This is a genomic window from Aeromonas sp. sif2416, assembly GCF_019218665.1.
Taxonomy (GTDB): Bacteria; Pseudomonadota; Gammaproteobacteria; order Enterobacterales; family Aeromonadaceae; genus Aeromonas; species Aeromonas encheleia.
Window position 1 is genome coordinate 214,896 of record NZ_JAHUXC010000002.1, and the last position, 15,316, is coordinate 230,211.

The 15,316-nt window shown below is 62.2% G+C and carries 15 protein-coding genes; 7 read left to right on the forward strand and 8 right to left on the reverse strand.

Annotation, left to right across the window (positions count from 1 at the left end):
• From truB to KW821_RS04355, 4 genes are all read left to right on the forward strand, one after another.
• Nucleotides 1–960: a tRNA pseudouridine(55) synthase TruB gene (gene truB, locus KW821_RS04340; protein WP_218290556.1), complete on the forward strand. Its 960-nt coding sequence runs from the start codon at nt 1–3 to the stop codon at nt 958–960.
• A 160-nt stretch (nt 961–1,120) separates the two neighbouring features.
• Nucleotides 1,121–1,390, forward strand: a complete 270-nt coding sequence (rpsO, locus tag KW821_RS04345; RefSeq protein ID WP_005317514.1) for a 30S ribosomal protein S15 — start codon at nt 1,121–1,123, stop codon at nt 1,388–1,390.
• Between the two features lie 180 nt (nt 1,391–1,570).
• Nucleotides 1,571–3,718 carry a polyribonucleotide nucleotidyltransferase gene (gene pnp / locus KW821_RS04350; protein WP_218290557.1) on the forward strand — a complete coding sequence of 716 codons (2,148 nt, stop codon included), beginning with the start codon at nt 1,571–1,573 and terminating at the stop codon, nt 3,716–3,718.
• Nucleotides 3,719–3,823: 105 nt separating this feature from the next.
• Nucleotides 3,824–5,068: an MDR family MFS transporter gene (locus KW821_RS04355; RefSeq protein WP_371317592.1), complete on the forward strand. Its 1,245-nt coding sequence runs from the start codon at nt 3,824–3,826 to the stop codon at nt 5,066–5,068.
• A gap of 3 nt (nt 5,069–5,071) precedes the next feature.
• Here KW821_RS04355 and KW821_RS04360 read toward each other — a convergent pair whose 3' ends face one another.
• Nucleotides 5,072–5,425 carry a DsrE/DsrF/TusD sulfur relay family protein gene (locus KW821_RS04360; RefSeq protein ID WP_218290559.1) on the reverse strand — a complete coding sequence of 118 codons (354 nt, stop codon included), beginning with the start codon at nt 5,423–5,425 and terminating at the stop codon, nt 5,072–5,074.
• A gap of 161 nt (nt 5,426–5,586) precedes the next feature.
• Here KW821_RS04360 and KW821_RS04365 point away from each other — a divergent pair, with 161 nt between their 5' ends.
• Complete coding sequence (locus tag KW821_RS04365; protein WP_256353321.1) at nt 5,587–5,979, forward strand: DUF1090 domain-containing protein; 393 nt, start codon at nt 5,587–5,589, stop codon at nt 5,977–5,979.
• A 157-nt stretch (nt 5,980–6,136) separates the two neighbouring features.
• Here KW821_RS04365 and KW821_RS04370 read toward each other — a convergent pair whose 3' ends face one another.
• Both KW821_RS04370 and yegQ read right to left on the reverse strand, forming a co-directional pair.
• Entirely contained in the window at nt 6,137–6,385 is a 249-nt protein-coding gene (locus KW821_RS04370) for a YfhL family 4Fe-4S dicluster ferredoxin (RefSeq protein WP_218290560.1), read from the reverse strand.
• Nucleotide 6,386: 1 nt separating this feature from the next.
• Nucleotides 6,387–7,748, reverse strand: a complete 1,362-nt coding sequence (yegQ, locus tag KW821_RS04375; protein ID WP_042652778.1) for a tRNA 5-hydroxyuridine modification protein YegQ — start codon at nt 7,746–7,748, stop codon at nt 6,387–6,389.
• 454 nt (nt 7,749–8,202) lie between these two features.
• Here yegQ and KW821_RS04380 point away from each other — a divergent pair, with 454 nt between their 5' ends.
• Nucleotides 8,203–9,129 (forward strand): L,D-transpeptidase family protein, encoded by a 927-nt coding sequence (locus KW821_RS04380; protein ID WP_042652777.1) that lies wholly within the window; start codon nt 8,203–8,205, stop codon nt 9,127–9,129.
• Between the two features lie 69 nt (nt 9,130–9,198).
• Here the strand turns inward: KW821_RS04380 and KW821_RS04385 are convergent, their stop codons facing one another.
• From KW821_RS04385 to fldB, 4 genes are all read right to left on the reverse strand, one after another.
• Nucleotides 9,199–9,576, reverse strand: coding sequence for a VOC family protein (locus KW821_RS04385; RefSeq protein ID WP_042652776.1), 378 nt, complete (start codon nt 9,574–9,576; stop codon nt 9,199–9,201).
• A 301-nt stretch (nt 9,577–9,877) separates the two neighbouring features.
• Nucleotides 9,878–11,218, reverse strand: coding sequence for a TldD/PmbA family protein (locus KW821_RS04390; protein ID WP_218290561.1), 1,341 nt, complete (start codon nt 11,216–11,218; stop codon nt 9,878–9,880).
• Nucleotides 11,218–12,618 (reverse strand): TldD/PmbA family protein, encoded by a 1,401-nt coding sequence (locus KW821_RS04395; RefSeq protein WP_218290562.1) that lies wholly within the window; start codon nt 12,616–12,618, stop codon nt 11,218–11,220. Before KW821_RS04395 ends, KW821_RS04390 begins: the two co-directional genes overlap by 1 nt.
• Nucleotides 12,619–12,935: 317 nt before the next feature.
• Entirely contained in the window at nt 12,936–13,454 is a 519-nt protein-coding gene (gene fldB / locus KW821_RS04400) for a flavodoxin FldB (RefSeq protein WP_042652773.1), read from the reverse strand.
• Between the two features lie 175 nt (nt 13,455–13,629).
• Between fldB and xerD the strand changes: the two genes are divergently transcribed.
• Nucleotides 13,630–14,541, forward strand: a complete 912-nt coding sequence (gene xerD / locus KW821_RS04405) for a site-specific tyrosine recombinase XerD (RefSeq protein ID WP_218290563.1) — start codon at nt 13,630–13,632, stop codon at nt 14,539–14,541.
• Nucleotides 14,542–14,663: 122 nt separating this feature from the next.
• Here the strand turns inward: xerD and mscL are convergent, their stop codons facing one another.
• On the reverse strand, nt 14,664–15,074 hold the full coding sequence (gene mscL / locus KW821_RS04410; protein ID WP_033131098.1) for a large-conductance mechanosensitive channel protein MscL: 411 nt from the start codon (nt 15,072–15,074) through the stop codon (nt 14,664–14,666).
• Nucleotides 15,075–15,316 lie beyond the last annotated feature (242 nt).

Genomic DNA, 15,316 nt, shown 5'->3' on the forward strand with positions numbered 1-15,316 from the left:
ATGTCTCGTAGACGCCGTTTCAAGGGTCGTGACGTACACGGCATCCTGCTGCTGGACAAGCCGACCGGTCTGACCTCCAACGATGTGTTGCAGAAGGTCAAGCGTATCTACAACGCCGCCAAGGCCGGTCATACCGGTGCCCTGGATCCGCTGGCGACCGGCATGCTGCCGATCTGTCTCGGCGAGGCCACCAAGTTCTCCCAGTATCTGCTGGAGGCGGACAAGCGCTATGAGGTGACCGCCAAGCTGGGCGAGCGCACCAACACCAGCGACTCCGACGGCGAGGTGGTCTCCACCCGGCCGGTGAACGTGGCCCTGGGCACCCTGATCGAGTCGCTGGACCAGTTCCGCGGCCCCATCATGCAGGTGCCGTCCATGTACTCCGCCCTCAAGCACAACGGTCGTCCGCTCTATGAGTACGCCCGTGAAGGCATCGAGATCGAGCGGGAAGCCCGTCCCATCACTGTGTTCGAGCTCAAACTGCTGAGTTTTGAAGGGGATGAGGTGCGGCTGGAGGTGCATTGCAGCAAGGGTACCTACATCCGCTCCCTGGTGGACGATCTGGGGGAGGTGTTGGGCTGTGGCGCACACGTCAGCCAGCTGCGCCGCACCCAGGTGGCGAACTATCCCTATGAGCGGATGCTGACCCTGGATCAGCTCGAGTGCATCTTCGAGCAGGCCAAGGCCGAGAGTATTCCGCCGCGGGAGCAGCTCGATCCCCTGTTGCTGCCGATGGATACCGCCGTGGCAGCCCTGCCCGAGGTGAACATGCTGGCGGCGGTGGCTGCCTATGTGAACCAGGGTCAGGCCGTGCAGGTGGCTGGTGCCCCGCAAGGCGGCCAGGTTCGCATGACGGTCGGTCCTGAGCGCGAGTTCATCGGCGTCGGCGAGATCGACGACGAAGGCCGGGTCGCGCCCAAGCGGCTGGTACGCTATCACGACGAACAAGACGAGGAGTGATCCTCAGGCGGTATCGGGGCGCCTTGCCCATCGCACATCTTTCCCGTCGCGCGTCTTTCTCGTTGCGAAAGGGGGCGGGTGCGATTATGATACCGCCCTCATTTCACGGCTGAATTAGAGATTGGCTGTGAACCTTTAAACACTCTACTGGAGTAATACCATGTCTCTAAATGCTGAGATCAAAGCTTCCATCGTTGCTGACAACGCTCGTTGCGCCAACGACACTGGCTCCCCCGAAGTGCAGGTTGCCCTGCTGACTGCCCAGATCAACCATCTGCAAGGTCACTTCAAAGAGCACGCCAAGGATCACCACGGTCGTCGTGGTCTGCTGCGCATGGTTTCCCAGCGTCGCAAACTGCTGGACTACCTGAAGCGTAAAGATGTTCAGCGTTACGCTGCTCTGATCGCCAAGCTGGGTCTGCGTCGTTAATCGACCATCAGATTTTGCGAAAAAGGGGAACCGTGAGGTTCCCCTTTTTTATGGATCATTTTTATCGCGCTGCAAAGCGTTGCCTGCCTCACAGAATGTGTGCCACCGCTTACCTTTTGGTTCGAATCAAGTATACTTGCACGCGAATTTAAAGAGCCAAATTGTAAAAAGGAAATTCACGTGAATCCTATTGTAAAGTCATTCCAGTACGGTCAACACACCGTTACCCTGGAAACCGGTGTGATGGCCCGTCAAGCCACTGCGGCCGTAATGGTCAGCATGGACGATACCTGCGTATTTGTGACCGTAGTCGGCAAGAAAGAGGCCGATCACGGCCGTGATTTCTTCCCGCTGACCGTCAACTACCAGGAGCGTACCTATGCTGCTGGTCGTATCCCGGGTGGTTTCTTCCGTCGCGAAGGCCGTCCGAGCGAAGGCGAGACCCTCATCTCCCGTCTGATCGACCGTCCTATTCGTCCGCTGTTCCCGGAAGGCTTCCTCAATGAGGTTCAGGTGGTTGCCACCGTCATGTCCGTGAACCCGGCCGTGTCCCCCGACATCGTTGCCATGATCGGTGCCTCTGCTGCACTGGCCATCTCCGGCATCCCGTTCGGCGGCCCGATTGCTGCTGCCCGCGTCGGTTACATGAACGGCCAGTATGTGCTGAACCCGACCACCCAGGAACTGCCGCAGAGCGATCTGGACCTGGTCGTCGCCGGTACCGCCAACGCGGTGCTGATGGTGGAATCCGAAGCGGCCATCCTGTCCGAAGAAGTGATGCTGGGCGCCGTGGTCTATGGCCACGAGCAGATGCAAGTGGTGATCAACGCCATCAACGCATTCGCCGCCGACGTGGGTACCCAGCCGTGGGATTGGACCCCGCCAGCGACCAACGAAGCGCTGAAGGCCAAGATTGCCGAGCTGGCCACCGCCGAGCTGGGTGAAGCCTACCGCATCACCGAGAAGGCCGTGCGTTACGCCGCCATCGGTGCCATCAAGCAGCGTGTGGTCGAGCAGGTCATCGCTGCCGGCGTGGAAGAAGATGCCAAGAAGATCGGCGAAGAGTTCCACAGCCTGGAAAGCCGCATCGTCCGTGGCCGTGTGGTCCGTGGCGAGCCGCGTATCGATGGTCGCGATCCGGAAATGATCCGTGCCCTGTCCGTTGGCACCGGCATCCTGCCGCGTGCTCACGGCTCCGCCCTGTTCACCCGTGGTGAGACTCAGGCCATCGTGGTTGCGACCCTGGGTACCGAGCGTGACGCCCAGAACATCGACGAGCTGGCCGGCCATCGCGCCGACCGCTTCATGCTGCACTACAACTTCCCGCCGTATTGCGTCGGCGAGACCGGCATGATGGGTAGCCCCAAGCGTCGTGAAATCGGTCACGGTCGTCTGGCCAAGCGCGGCGTTGCTGCCGTGATGCCGAGCGCCGCCGAGTTCCCGTACGTGGTGCGCGTGGTGTCTGAAATTACCGAATCCAACGGTTCCTCCTCCATGGCCTCCGTCTGTGGTTCCTCCCTGGCGCTGATGGATGCGGGTGTGCCGATCAAGGCCTCCGTTGCCGGTATCGCCATGGGTCTGGTGAAGGAAGAAGAAGGTTTTGTCGTGCTGTCCGATATCCTGGGTGACGAAGATCACCTGGGCGACATGGACTTCAAGGTGGCCGGTACTACTCAAGGTATCACCGCGCTGCAGATGGACATCAAGATCGAAGGCATCACCAAAGAGATCATGGAGATTGCCCTCAAGCAAGCCCGTGGCGCTCGCCTGCACATCCTGAAGGTAATGGACGAAGCCATCCAGGCGCCGCGTAGCGAGATCTCCGATTTCGCCCCGCGCATCCACACCATCAAGATCAATCCCGAGAAGATCAAGGATGTCATTGGCAAGGGCGGTTCCGTGATCCGTGCCCTGACCGAAGAGACAGGCACCAACATCGAGCTGGATGATGACGGCACCGTCCGCATCTCCGCCGTTGCCAACGAAGCCGCCATGGAAGCCATTCGTCGCATCGAGGCCATCACCGCCGAGATCGAAGTGAACCGCATCTATGAAGGCAAGGTTGTGCGTCTGGCCGATTTCGGCGCCTTCGTCAACATCCTGCCGGGTAAAGACGGTCTGGTACACATCTCACAGATCACCGATGCCCGCGTGCAGAACGTGGCCGACTTCCTGAAGATCGGTGACGTGGTGAAGGTGAAGGTACTGGAAGTGGATCGTCAAGGCCGCGTGCGTCTCTCCATCAAGGAAGCGAATGCACCGACCGAAGCCGCCGCCCCGGTTGCTGACGTGGCCGTTGCCGCCGTCGAAGAGCCGACTGCCGAATAAGGCTGCCGTGCCGTCAAGAAGCCGACCTCAGGGTCGGCTTTTTTGTGCCCGCGTCTCGGCGGCGTTGTTTCTTATGAGCCCCTCTGCTACAACAGTGGGCTCCCCGTGCGACGGGTAACAAGGAGCAGTACGATGTCGTGGGCCCTCCTCAGGCAGTTTCCCCCTCTGGTCTGGACCGTGATCCTGGGCACCTTCCTGGTGCGCACCAGCTATTACATGGTCTGGCCCTTTCTCTCCATCTTGCTCTATCGGGAGTATGCGCTCTCGGCCACCAGCATCGGTGCCATGCTGGGCGCGAGTGCGGCGCTCTCGACCCTGATCAGCTTCTACGGCGGCTGGCTGTCGGACCGGCTGGGGCGGCGCAACATCCTGCTGGCGGGCTGCCTGGTCGCGCTGCTCTGCTATGGTCTGCTCGGTTTCTCCCACTCGGTGCTCTGGTTGGGGCTCGGGGTGATCGGCAGCGGCCTCGCCTCCGGGCTCATCGATGCCCCCGGCAAGGCGCTGATGGCCGATAGCCTAGATTCCCCCAAGGCCCGCGAGCTGGCGCTGCACCTGCGTTACTTCCTGCTCAACCTGGGGGCGGCGATCGGACCTCTGCTCGGGGTGACCCTCGGCATCAGCGCCCAGCAGCAGACCTTCCTGCTGCTCTCCGGCAGCTATCTGTTGCTGGGCGCAGCCTTTGTCTGGGGCTTTCGTCGGCTGAGGAAGCAAGAGGTGCGCAGCAGTGGTCTGGGCCTGCGCGATGCCATCAGGGTGCTGTGGCTGGATCGGGGCTTTCTGTTGCTGGTGATGGCCAACCTGCTGATGGTGCTGGTCTATTCCCAGTTTCATTCGCCGCTGGTGCAGTACCTGACCCGGGCCGAGACCCCCGAGGTGGCGCGGCTGGTCGCCATCCTGGTGACGATCAATGCGCTGACCGTGGTGGTGCTGCAATTCCCGCTGCTGCATCTGCTCGCGCGCTGGCCGGGCAAGGTGCGGCTGCAGCTCGGCATCATGCTGTTTCTGGGGGCTCAGGTGCTGTTTGCGCTGGGGGATCCCGCCCAGTGGTCGCACTGGATCGGGGCCGTGCTGCTGCTGAGTGTGGGGGAGACCATCTTGTTCCCGCTGCTCAACGTGCTGATCGATCAGATGTCTCCCCCTCATCTGAAAGGGAGCTATTTCGGGGCCGGCGCTTTAGCCGGACTGGGCGGCGCCATAGGGGCCGTGCTGGGAGGCTGGATCATCGAGCAGTGGAGCGGGCAGTCGCTCTACATCCTGATGACGCTGCTCTGTGTGCTGACTTCCTTGCTGTATGCCTGGGGAGCGCGGATCCCGCGCCCCGCCCTGGCGAGATCCGGCGTCGGCTCCTGACGGCTAGAAGCTCAGCACCTTGTCGGCCGCCAGGGTCCACTGGGCCAGCAGGGGAAGGGTGCCTATCTCTATGCCCTCGATGAGGGGCAGGGTACTGATGCCGCGTGCGTCTGTGCAGCTCTTGCACAGCCGGATCGCGGTGCCCTGTGCCAGCAGGATCTCCAGCATCTGGCGCAGGTTGTAGCCCTCGGCCGGCGCCTGGCTCGCCAGCGCGGCGCCGACGGCGTCGGACATCAGGAACAGTTTCAGGATGACGCCGCCCTGCTCGTTGAGGGCGATGGCAAGGCGCAGGGCATTGAACAGGGATTCGCTGCCGTAGGGGGCACCGTTGGCGATGATGAGGATCTGTTGCTTCATGTGAGACTCCATGCTGAAAGCCGTTATTGTAGCGCCATCTCGCGGGAACTGGCGTGATGTTGCGCAAACCCTGTCGTACCCTTTGAGTCTTCGGCTTGACCCGGGGAGGTGAGTCGGGTCTGATAGGCGGCCATCAAAAATGGCAGGTTCATGAGGTTGTTATGTGGAAGTTTGTCGGAATTAGCATGCTGTTGTTGGCCGGTCAGGCCTATGGCAGTGAGGAAATTGGCTGCAAGGCGCAGCATCAGGCCGTGACCGAGCAGCTGGCCTTTGCCAAGGCCCATGACAATGGGGCTCAGATGGCCGGGCTGGAGCAAGCCTTGCGCAACATCGAGGCCCATTGCACCGATGCCGGCCTGCTCAAGGAGCAGCAGCAAGAGGTCGCCAAGCAGAAGGAAGAGGTGAGCGAGCGACTGCTCGATCTGCAGAATGCCCGGGTGTCGGGCAAGCCGGACAAGATCGCCAAGAAGCAGGCCAAGCTGGAGGAGGCGCAGGCCGAGCTGCTGGAGGCCCAGCGCAAGCTGGAGGCGTTGCAGAAACTGGTCAAACCCTGACATCGCTGTTGTGTCATAAAAAAAGCCGGGATCTCCCGGCTTTTTTTATTCGTTGACGGTGCATGTCGATCAACGTCTTCAGCCACTGCTCTTCGGTTTCCACGTGGGCGGGATCCCGGAGGATGCAGTCCACGAGCCACAGACGCTGATGCAAATTTTACTGCCTGTGCATGCCGACAAACTTCTCCAGCAACTGCTCTTCGGTTTCCACGTGAGCGGGATCCCAGATGATGCAGTCGATGGGGCAGACGCTGATGCAGGTGGGCTTCTCATAGTGGCCGACGCATTCGGTGCAGCGATCCGGGTCTATCTCGTAGATCTTGTCCCCCAGGCTGATGGCCTGGTTCGGACACTCGGGATCGCACATGTCACAGTTGATGCACTTGTCGGTGATGAGCAGCGCCATCTCAGGCCGCCGAGTGCGGCTGGCGGGTATCCTGACGATCGCCGAGGTTGCGCAGCAGTATGCCGTAGTTGATGTCGATCTCTTTCGGGACCGGCACATAGACCACGTGACCGTTGCCCGGCGCGGTGTCGATGAGCTCACCCTTGCGGTTCTGCATCTGCTCCAGGTTGAAGCTGACGTTGCCCTGGGGCGTCATCAGCTCCAGGCTGTTGCCCACCAGGAACTTGTTCTTCACTTCCACTTCCACCATGTCGCCCTGACGGCCGGTGATCTCGCCGACGAACTGCTGGGTGTCGGAGACGGAGTAGCCGTAGTCGTAGTTCTGGTACTCGCTGTGGTTGTGACGACGCAGGAAGCCCTCGGTGTAGCCACGGTGAGCCAGGTTCTCGAGGGTGCCCATCAGGGTCGGATCGAACGGACGACCGGCGACCGCATCGTCGATGGCCTTGCGATAGACCTGGGCGGTGCGGGCACAGTAGTAGAAGGACTTGGTGCGGCCTTCGATCTTGAGGGAATGCACACCCATCTTGGTCAGACGCTCGACGTGCTCGACGGCGCGCAGGTCCTTGGAGTTCATGATGTAGGTGCCGTGCTCATCCTCGAACGCCGTCATGTACTCGCCGGGACGGTTGGACTCTTCCAGCAGCACCAGCGCATCGCTCGGTTTGCCGAGGCCCAGGGTGTTGTCCGGACGCACGGCGATCGGCTCCTGACGGTGGACTATCTGGCCCACGTCATCTTCCTTGCCCTCGTGCACCTTGTACTCCCAGCGGCAGGAGTTGGTGCAGGTGCCCTGGTTGGGGTCGCGCTTGTTGATGTAACCGGAGAGCAGGCAGCGGCCGGAGTAGGCCATGCACAGGGCGCCGTGGACGAAGACTTCCAGCTCCATCTCTGGCACCTGCATGCGGATCTCTTCGATCTCGTCAAGGGAGAGCTCGCGGGACAGGATGGCGCGGGTCAGGCCCATCTGATGCCAGAACTTCACCGTGGCCCAGTTGACCGCGTTGGCCTGCACCGACAGGTGAACGGGCATGTCCGGGAAGGCTTCGCGCATCATCATGATGAGACCGGGGTCGGACATGATCAGCGCATCCGGCTTCATCTCCACCACCGGGCGCATGTCGCGGATGAAGGTCTTGAGCTTGGAGTTGTGGGGCTGGATGTTGGCCACCACGTAGAACTGCTTGCCGAGAGCGTGCGCCTCGTTGATGCCGAGTTGCAGGTTCTCGTGATCGAATTCGTTGTTGCGAACCCGCAGGCTGTAGCGCGGCTGGCCCGCATAGACGGCGTCGGCGCCATAGGCATAGGCGTAACGCATATTCTTGAGGGTGCCGGCGGGGGAGAGCAATTCTGGTCTGAACATGTTGGACTCTTTCTATCTGATTGCAAATCAGGACGGCGCCACCTGATGGCGTCGTATAGGTTGATGGCGTTGCGCGACCGTACTCGACGCACGGCCACCCAAAGCGGGTACACCCTGAGCACTAAATGGCTCGATACTGCGGATATACGGGGTGCGAGATTGTACTCGTCACAGGCCCATCATGCAATTTGAGCCGGCGGGCAGGATGAGTATCCTTGTTCATTTTACGCTCAGACAGCCGATGCTAGCGTGTCAGGGACCCGGTACGGGACATAGTTGGGCGATAAATAGATCTTTTCCTCTAAAAAGCCCATCTCCAAGTTGAAATTTTGTCCGACTCGGGAAAGAATGCGCGCTCGGTATTGGCCTCGGGCGAGAGCGACTCGTGACAAGGGACAGACCGAGGATGAACCGGCTTCAGGCCAACAGGTACAGGAAACCATACAGGAACTTTATGAATCCCCTTCGCTTTGCCGCTTCGGCCCTTTTATGTACTCTGACCCTGGTCAGCCAGCAGGCCGCAGCCGTCGAGTACGCGCTGCCTGCCGACAACAGCCGTCTGATCGGCGAGAACCAGGAGTACGTAGTGCCCGCGGACAATCGCCCGCTGGAGCAGATCGCCTCCGACTTCCAGTTGGGCCTGACCAACATCATGGAAGCGAACCCGGGCGTCGACCCCTATCTGCCGACCCCGGGCAGCAAGCTGACCATACCCCATCAGCTGATCCTGCCGAATGCGCCCCGTGAAGGGATCGTCATCAACGTGGCCGAGATGCGGCTCTACTACTACCCGAAAGGCCAGAACGTGGTGCAGGTGCTGCCCATCGGCATCGGCCAGCTGGGGGTGAATACCCCGGAGAACTGGATCACCAAGGTGGAGCGCAAGCGTGCCAACCCGACCTGGACCCCGACCGAGAACATCCGTCGTCGTTACGCCGCCCAGGGCAAGACCCTGCCCGCGGTCTGGCCGGCCGGTCCCGATAACCCCATGGGCCTGCACGCCCTCTACATCGGCAACCTCTACGCCATCCACGGTACCAACGCCACCTTCGGCATCGGTCTGCGGGTGAGCAGCGGCTGTGTGCGCCTGCGCGCCGACGACATCAAGTACCTGTTCGACAAGGTGCCGGTCGGTACCCGCGTCCAGTTCGTCAACCAGCCGGTGAAGTCCACCATCGAGCCGGATGGCGGCCGCTACATGGAAGTCCATGAGCCGCTCTCTCGCAACGAGGCGGAGTTCAACTCCACCGAGTCGGTGCCATTGCCCATGACCCCGGCCATCAGCCGCTTCATCGCCCACGCCGAGAGTGACTCCAACGTGGTCAAGCAGGTGCTGGAACAGCGTAGCGGCATGCCGACCCGCCTCAACCCGCAGGTCTGAGCGTCTCGTCAAGAGACCCGATAACAACAACGGCGACCCCAGGGTCGCCGTTGTTGTTTGTCAGGCCGCTCAGGCTGCGGGCGGGGCATAGAGCGCGAGCCGGTTGCCCTCGGTGTCTTCGATGATGACCCGGGAGCCGTGGCCGCTGCCGATGGCGTGCAGGGGCTCGAGCACCCGTCCGCCGAGCCGGGGGATCATCTGTTCTGCTTCTTTTATCCTATCCCCGAGGGCGAGATAGATGAGGGGGCCGGTGCCACCCGGCTGGTGGTACTCATCCATGGGGCCGAGGCAGGCCGCCGCGTTGTTGCCATCGTGGCGCAACATGGCGAAACGCATCTCCTCCTCCTGTATTGGCGTGACCGGCACGTCGAGCAGGGCCGAGTAGAAGGCCATGGCACGATCCAGATCCCTTGTCGGAATGTCGGCCCAGACCAGAGTGTTGTCCATCTTCGTATTCTCCAGACGTTCCCGGCCGATGCGGCCGGTGGCTCTTAGAGGGTAGGAGCGGCCGCAGAGGGGCGCCAGCAGTGAAAAAACGGCGCCTGATGGCGCCGTTTTTGGGTGGGGAAGTGAAGTCTTTTCCCCTCGATATACAGTTACTTGCCTGCGATGTTCAGGCCACCTAAGCGGCTCTGCGCCGGCGCGTAGTAGCCCTCTTCATCCTGGACGTAGTCACTTGCCGGCGATGCTCAAACCGCCGAAGCGGCTCTGCGCAGGCGCGTAGTAGCCCTCTTCATCCTGGGCATAGTCATTTGCCGGCGATGCTCAACCCACCGAAGCGGATCAGCGGGGCGTAGAAGCCCTTGCCATCGTCGTGGTGCAGTCGGTCGCCGACTGCCTCCAGCTCCCCCAGCAGGCGATAGAAGTTACCCGCCACCGTGATGCCACGCACCGGCTGGATGCGCACGCCGTCCCGGCACAGGAAGCCGGAGGCGCCGAACGAGAAGTCGCCGCTCACCGCATCTGCCCCCGAGTGCAGGCCATCGAGTTTGACCAGCTCCAGATACTCGCCCGCCTTGACCTCGGCCTCGCTGTGGGGACCTGTGCCAAACACCAGGTGGCGTGGGCTCACGTCCAGCGCGCCGCGGGCGCTGCGCGCCGCCGCCCCGTTGCTCTGAAGGCCGAAGTGGTGGGCGGTGGCGCTGTTGTGCAGCAGGGTCTTGAGCTCCCCCTCGCCAATCAGCAGCAGATCCCGGGTGGGGGCGCCTTCACCATCGAAGGCCTTGATCTTCATTCCGCCCGGCATATGGACCCGGCTCTCCAGGGTGAGCCAGCGGGAGGCCACACCCTGGCCGACCTTGTCGCGCCAGGGGTTGATCCCCTGCTGGGCCCACTTGCCAGACAGCGCGGCCTGGAAGCAGCCGAACAGGCTGGCCAGGCAGTTGAGGGTGAAGAGGGCGCTGTAGCGGCCGCTCTGCACGGCTTCCCCCAGCAGCAGGCCATCGGCCACGGCATGGATCTGCTCGATGAGGGGAGCCGCGTCCAGCTCGTCGAAGCGGCGCGCATACTGCCCCTGATAGTGCATGGACTGGCGGCCATCACGCTCGAGCAGCGCCGAACTGTGGCAACCGACGCTGAACTCCCGATGCTGGCAGAGGCTGCCCTGGCTGTTGGCGAGCCAGAGGCGGCTCTCCCCTTCGAAGAAGCCGTTGTAGGGGGCGCCGGTGACATCGGGAAAGGCGAGCATGTCCGCCTCGAGCCGCAGGGTCAGGGCTATCTTCTCCTCCACCGGGGTGCTGTCGGGCTGGTTGATCTCGGCGCAGTCGGTGTGGAGGTGGCTGTTGCTCACCCGGATAGCCTGGTCTGCATCGACCTTGGCGAAACGGCTGGCGTCGAGCGCATCCTGCAACATGGCATCGAGGGCGACCTCATCCAGGGATTCCGAGTAGGCGATGCCGACCCGGCCATCCTTGATGAGGCGGATGCCGAGCTGCTGGCTGCTGGTGACCTTGTATTCCCCCAGCTCACCCTTGTCGGCCTTGAGGGAGAAGGCCTTGTCCTGGTTGGCGATGAGGTCCGCCTCGGCGCCAAGATCGGCAACCTTGTTGAGCAGCTGGCCGAGCAGATGATTCATATCGAGTTGGCTCATCAGGCGTTACCTCCGACCAGAATATTGTCCACTTTGAGCTGTGGCTGGCCCACCGAGGCGGGAATGGAGCCGGAGACGGAGCCGCACATGCCGGCGGAGATGGCGAGATCGCGGCCCACCATGGAGATCTCTTTGAGCACCTGAGGGCCTGTGCCGATCAGGGTCGCCGACCTGAGCGGTTTGGTTATCTTGCCGCGCTCGATGAGGTAGGCCTCCTGCACGTTGAAGTTGAACTCGCCGGTGCCCGGTTGCACCGAGCCGCCGCCCATCCGCCTGGCATAGATGCCGTGCTCCACCGTCGCCAGCATCTCCTCGAGGCTGTGGTTGCCCGCCTCGATATAGGTGTTGCGCATGCGCGAGGCGGGGGCGAACTTGTAGGACTCGCGCCGGCCCGAGCCGGTGCGGGCATAGCCGGTCTTCAGTGCCCCCATGCGGTCGGCCAGGAAGCCGGTCAGCACGCCGTCCTTGATGAGCTGGGTGTGCTGGGTCGCCATCCCCTCGTCATCGACGTTGATGGAGCCCCAGGCATTGCCCTGCAAGCCTTCGTCCACCGCGTTGACCACGGGGTTGGCGATGAGTTGCCCCATCTTGTCGTGGAACACAGAGGCCTTCTTGGCGACCGAGGTGGTCTCCAGCAGGTGGCCGCACGCCTCGTGGAAGATGACGCCGCCAAAGCCGCTCTCTAGGATGACCGGCAGTTTGCCGCTCGGGCAGGGGGCTGCGCCCAGCTTTACCAGCGCCTGACGGGTGGCGGAGAGGGCCAGTTCGCGCGGATCGATGAGGGCGGCATGCTCCCAGCCCATCATGGCGCCGGGGGCCTCATAGCCCACGCTCTGCTCGCTCCCTTCCATGGCTATGGTCTGGGCCGTGATACGGTTGTAGTGGCGACGATCGGCCACCTGCAGCCCTTCGCTGTTGAAGATCTCCACCTCCTGCTCCCAGCCCAGCGCATTGGCGGAGAACTGGCTCAGTTTGCTGCTCTCGGCGCGGGCTGCGGCATCCATGGTGTGCAGATAGGCAATCTTCTGCTCCAGCAGCTTGTCCGCCGACAGCGGCAGGGCGATGGGGTGATGGTCGGTGAGACGGCTGAAGTCGAAGGCGGTGGCGGTCACCACCGGATCGCGCCTGTCCTTGGCCGCCAGCAGGGTGACGATGCGCAGCAGCTCATCGCGATCGGCCAGGTTGGTGTAGCCGTAGAGCACCTTGTGGCCGTAGCACAGGCGTACGCCTATGCCGAAATCGAGGCCGCCGCTGATGGATTCTATCTGGCTGGAGAGCAGGCTGAGCTGGCTGCGGCGCTTGCGCTCCACAAACAGCTCGGCGAAGTCGGCGCCCAGCGCCAGCGCGTGGTCGAGCACGTCGCGGGCAATGGTGGACGCCAGCAGAGAAATCTGGGTCATGGAATATCCTTTTCTGGTCTGTTTCCTGTTTGCTTCCGACACCCTTCTGATTGTGTTATTGGGGTCGAAGTCATTGTTGCAGACCGGCACAAAAAAGTCGCTATAGCGTCATTGAATGATACCGATTGGGGTAATCGGTTCGATAACTGCGCCCGGCAGCCCAGATATAGGCCGCCGGCAGGGGAGATGAAAGCAGCTAGTGGAGCTCGCTTAAGGTCTGATCGACCCAGGGCTCGATCTGGTCATCCTGGCTGGCATCGCCCAAGGCCAGCCGACGACATAGTCGTTTCGCTTCTGGAGGAGCCGGGCAGGCGAGATCAGAGCAGCTCGTGGATTTCGCTCAGAATCTGATCGACCCACTGCTCGATGCGAGGCTCGGTCTGGTCGTACTGGTTGGCGTCATCGAGGGCCAAGCCGACGAAGTGGCGGCCATCGTCGATCAGCGCCTTGGAGGCATCGAACTCATAACCCTCGTTGGGCCAGTAACCCACCAGCTTGACCCCCTTGGGCACCAACTGATCATGCAACAGGCCGAGGGCATCCTGATACCACTCGCCGTAGCCCAGCTGATCGCCGAGGCCAAACAGGGCTATGATGCGCCCCTCCAGTTCGAGGTCGGCGATGTCTTCCCAGCGGGATTCCCAGTCTTCCTGCAGCTCACCGAAGTCCCAGGTGGAGATGCCGAGGATCAGGATGTCGTACTCCTGCATGCGGGCGAGGGGCACGTCCTTGATGTTGTGGATATCGACCAGCTCGGGGCCGATGAGGGCACGGATCTTCTCGGCAGCCATCTCGGTGTAGCAGGTGGTGGAGCCGTAAAACAAACCTATCTTCATCGCTCTTCTCTTGAATCGCAGTGGGCAACAATGTGCTGGGTAACCTAGGGGAGGGGGCCAGTTTAGCAGATTGCCCGGCCCCCTTCACCGGGCAAGCTCCCCTCTTCGTCTCTCCCCTGTGCCTGCCGGCACGGGCCCGCTACAATGAGTCTCCGTTTGCCCAAGACTCAGCACCATGACCAAGCCAGCCCCCGCCGTCCACGACCATCCCCTGATCGAACCCTTCCTCGATGCCCTCTGGCTGGAGCGGGGACTGTCTGACAACACGGTCGGCTCCTATCGCAGCGATCTGGAGAAGTTTGCGCTCTGGCTGGACGGGCAGGGCGGCTCCCTGCTGCTGGCCGGCATGGACGACATCCAGCACTACCTCGCCTGGCGGGTGGATCAGCAGTTTGCCCCCAGCAGCACCGCCCGCTTCCTGTCGGCCCTGCGCCGCTTCTACCAGTATCTCAACCGCGAAAAATTGCGCAGCGACGATCCTACCGTGCTGCTGGAGGGGCCCAAGCTGCCCAAGAAGCTGCCCTCCGATCTGAGCGAGGCCGAGGTCGATGCGTTGCTCACGGCGCCCCTGGTGGACGATCCGCTGGAATTGCGAGACAAGGCGATGCTGGAGCTGCTCTATGCCACCGGGCTGCGGGTCTCCGAGCTGGTGGGGCTCACCGCCGAGCATGTCAGCCTGCGCCAGGGGCTGGTGCGAGTGGTGGGCAAGGGCAACAAGGAGCGGCTGGTGCCCATGGGGGAGGAGGCCATCCACTGGCTGGAGCGTTACTACCGGGAGTCACGCACCCTGCTGCTCGGCGGCACCAGCTCGGATGTGGTGTTCCCCTCCAAGCGGGCGCAGATGATGACCCGTCAGACCTTCTGGCACCGCATCAAGCTCTACGCCACGCGGGCGGGTATCGCCGGGGAGCTCTCCCCCCACACCCTGCGCCACGCCTTCGCCACCCATCTGCTCAACCATGGCGCCGACTTGCGGGTGGTGCAGATGCTGCTGGGTCATGCGGATCTCTCCACCACCCAGATCTACACCCATGTGGCGAACGAGCGCCTCAAGACGCTGCACGGCGAGCACCATCCCCGCGCCTGAACCGGACTGCCGCCTCCTTGTGCCCGTGATGCCTGCTCGGCCACCCCGTTATCGCCGTCATAAAAAAGCCGCCCTATGTTGACCATGGGGCGGCTTTTTCAATCACAAGGCAGGATGAGCGGTTACTTGCCCTGCTGGGACTTGAGCAGATCGCGGATCTCGCTCAGCAGCTCCTGATCCTTGGTGGGACCGGCCGGGGCAGGGGCTTCCTCTTCCTGCTTCTTCTGCAGGGTGTTGACGGCCTTGAGCCCCATGAAGATGGCGAAGGCGATGATCAGGAAGTCGATGACGGTCTGGATGAATTTGCCGTAGGCGATGACCACGGCGGGCACCTCGCCTTCGGCGGCCTTCAGGGTCACGGCGAGATCGCTGAAATCCACGCCACCCAGGATGAGGCCGATGGGCGGCATGATGACGTCACCCACGAAGGAGGAGACTATCTTGCCGAAGGCGGCACCTATGATGATACCGACCGCCATGTCGATGACGTTGCCTCTGGCCGCAAAGGCCTTGAACTCTTTAATCAGACTCATGTTCCCCTCCAAAAATGGGTTCTGAGCGGCCGCTACCGCTCCTTTGATTTGAATAATAAATCAGCAGGAGAGCAGAGGGCTGGCCGTCGTGTCTCCTGTCGTCCCGATTAGCTTGCTGGGCCTCGGCCCAATTGGCAACCTGCATGAATGGGAATTTTTTACATCTGGCGCTATTAACTCATCGATAACTAAGCGGATTCTGGGGGGATTGGCCGGGAGATCTGGCTGGGCCTGGCGCCCTC

Bases quoted from the DNA above. Each gene is read 5' to 3' on its own strand.
- truB (WP_218290556.1), top strand. From the start codon at position 1: ATGTCTCGTAGACGCCGTTTCAAGGGTCGTGACGTACACGGCATCCTG.
- rpsO (WP_005317514.1), top strand. From the start codon at position 1,121: ATGTCTCTAAATGCTGAGATCAAAGCTTCCATCGTTGCTGACAACGCT.
- KW821_RS04360 (WP_218290559.1), bottom strand. From the start codon at position 5,425: ATGAAGCAACAGATCCTCATCATCGCCAACGGTGCCCCCTACGGCAGC.
- KW821_RS04365 (WP_256353321.1), top strand. From the start codon at position 5,587: ATGTGGAAGTTTGTCGGAATTAGCATGCTGTTGTTGGCCGGTCAGGCC.
- KW821_RS04370 (WP_218290560.1), bottom strand. From the start codon at position 6,385: ATGGCGCTGCTCATCACCGACAAGTGCATCAACTGTGACATGTGCGAT.
- yegQ (WP_042652778.1), bottom strand. From the start codon at position 7,748: ATGTTCAGACCAGAATTGCTCTCCCCCGCCGGCACCCTCAAGAATATG.
- KW821_RS04380 (WP_042652777.1), top strand. From the start codon at position 8,203: ATGAATCCCCTTCGCTTTGCCGCTTCGGCCCTTTTATGTACTCTGACC.
- KW821_RS04385 (WP_042652776.1), bottom strand. From the start codon at position 9,576: ATGGACAACACTCTGGTCTGGGCCGACATTCCGACAAGGGATCTGGAT.
- KW821_RS04390 (WP_218290561.1), bottom strand. From the start codon at position 11,218: ATGAGCCAACTCGATATGAATCATCTGCTCGGCCAGCTGCTCAACAAG.
- KW821_RS04395 (WP_218290562.1), bottom strand. From the start codon at position 12,618: ATGACCCAGATTTCTCTGCTGGCGTCCACCATTGCCCGCGACGTGCTC.
- fldB (WP_042652773.1), bottom strand. From the start codon at position 13,454: ATGAAGATAGGTTTGTTTTACGGCTCCACCACCTGCTACACCGAGATG.
- xerD (WP_218290563.1), top strand. From the start codon at position 13,630: ATGACCAAGCCAGCCCCCGCCGTCCACGACCATCCCCTGATCGAACCC.
- mscL (WP_033131098.1), bottom strand. From the start codon at position 15,074: ATGAGTCTGATTAAAGAGTTCAAGGCCTTTGCGGCCAGAGGCAACGTC.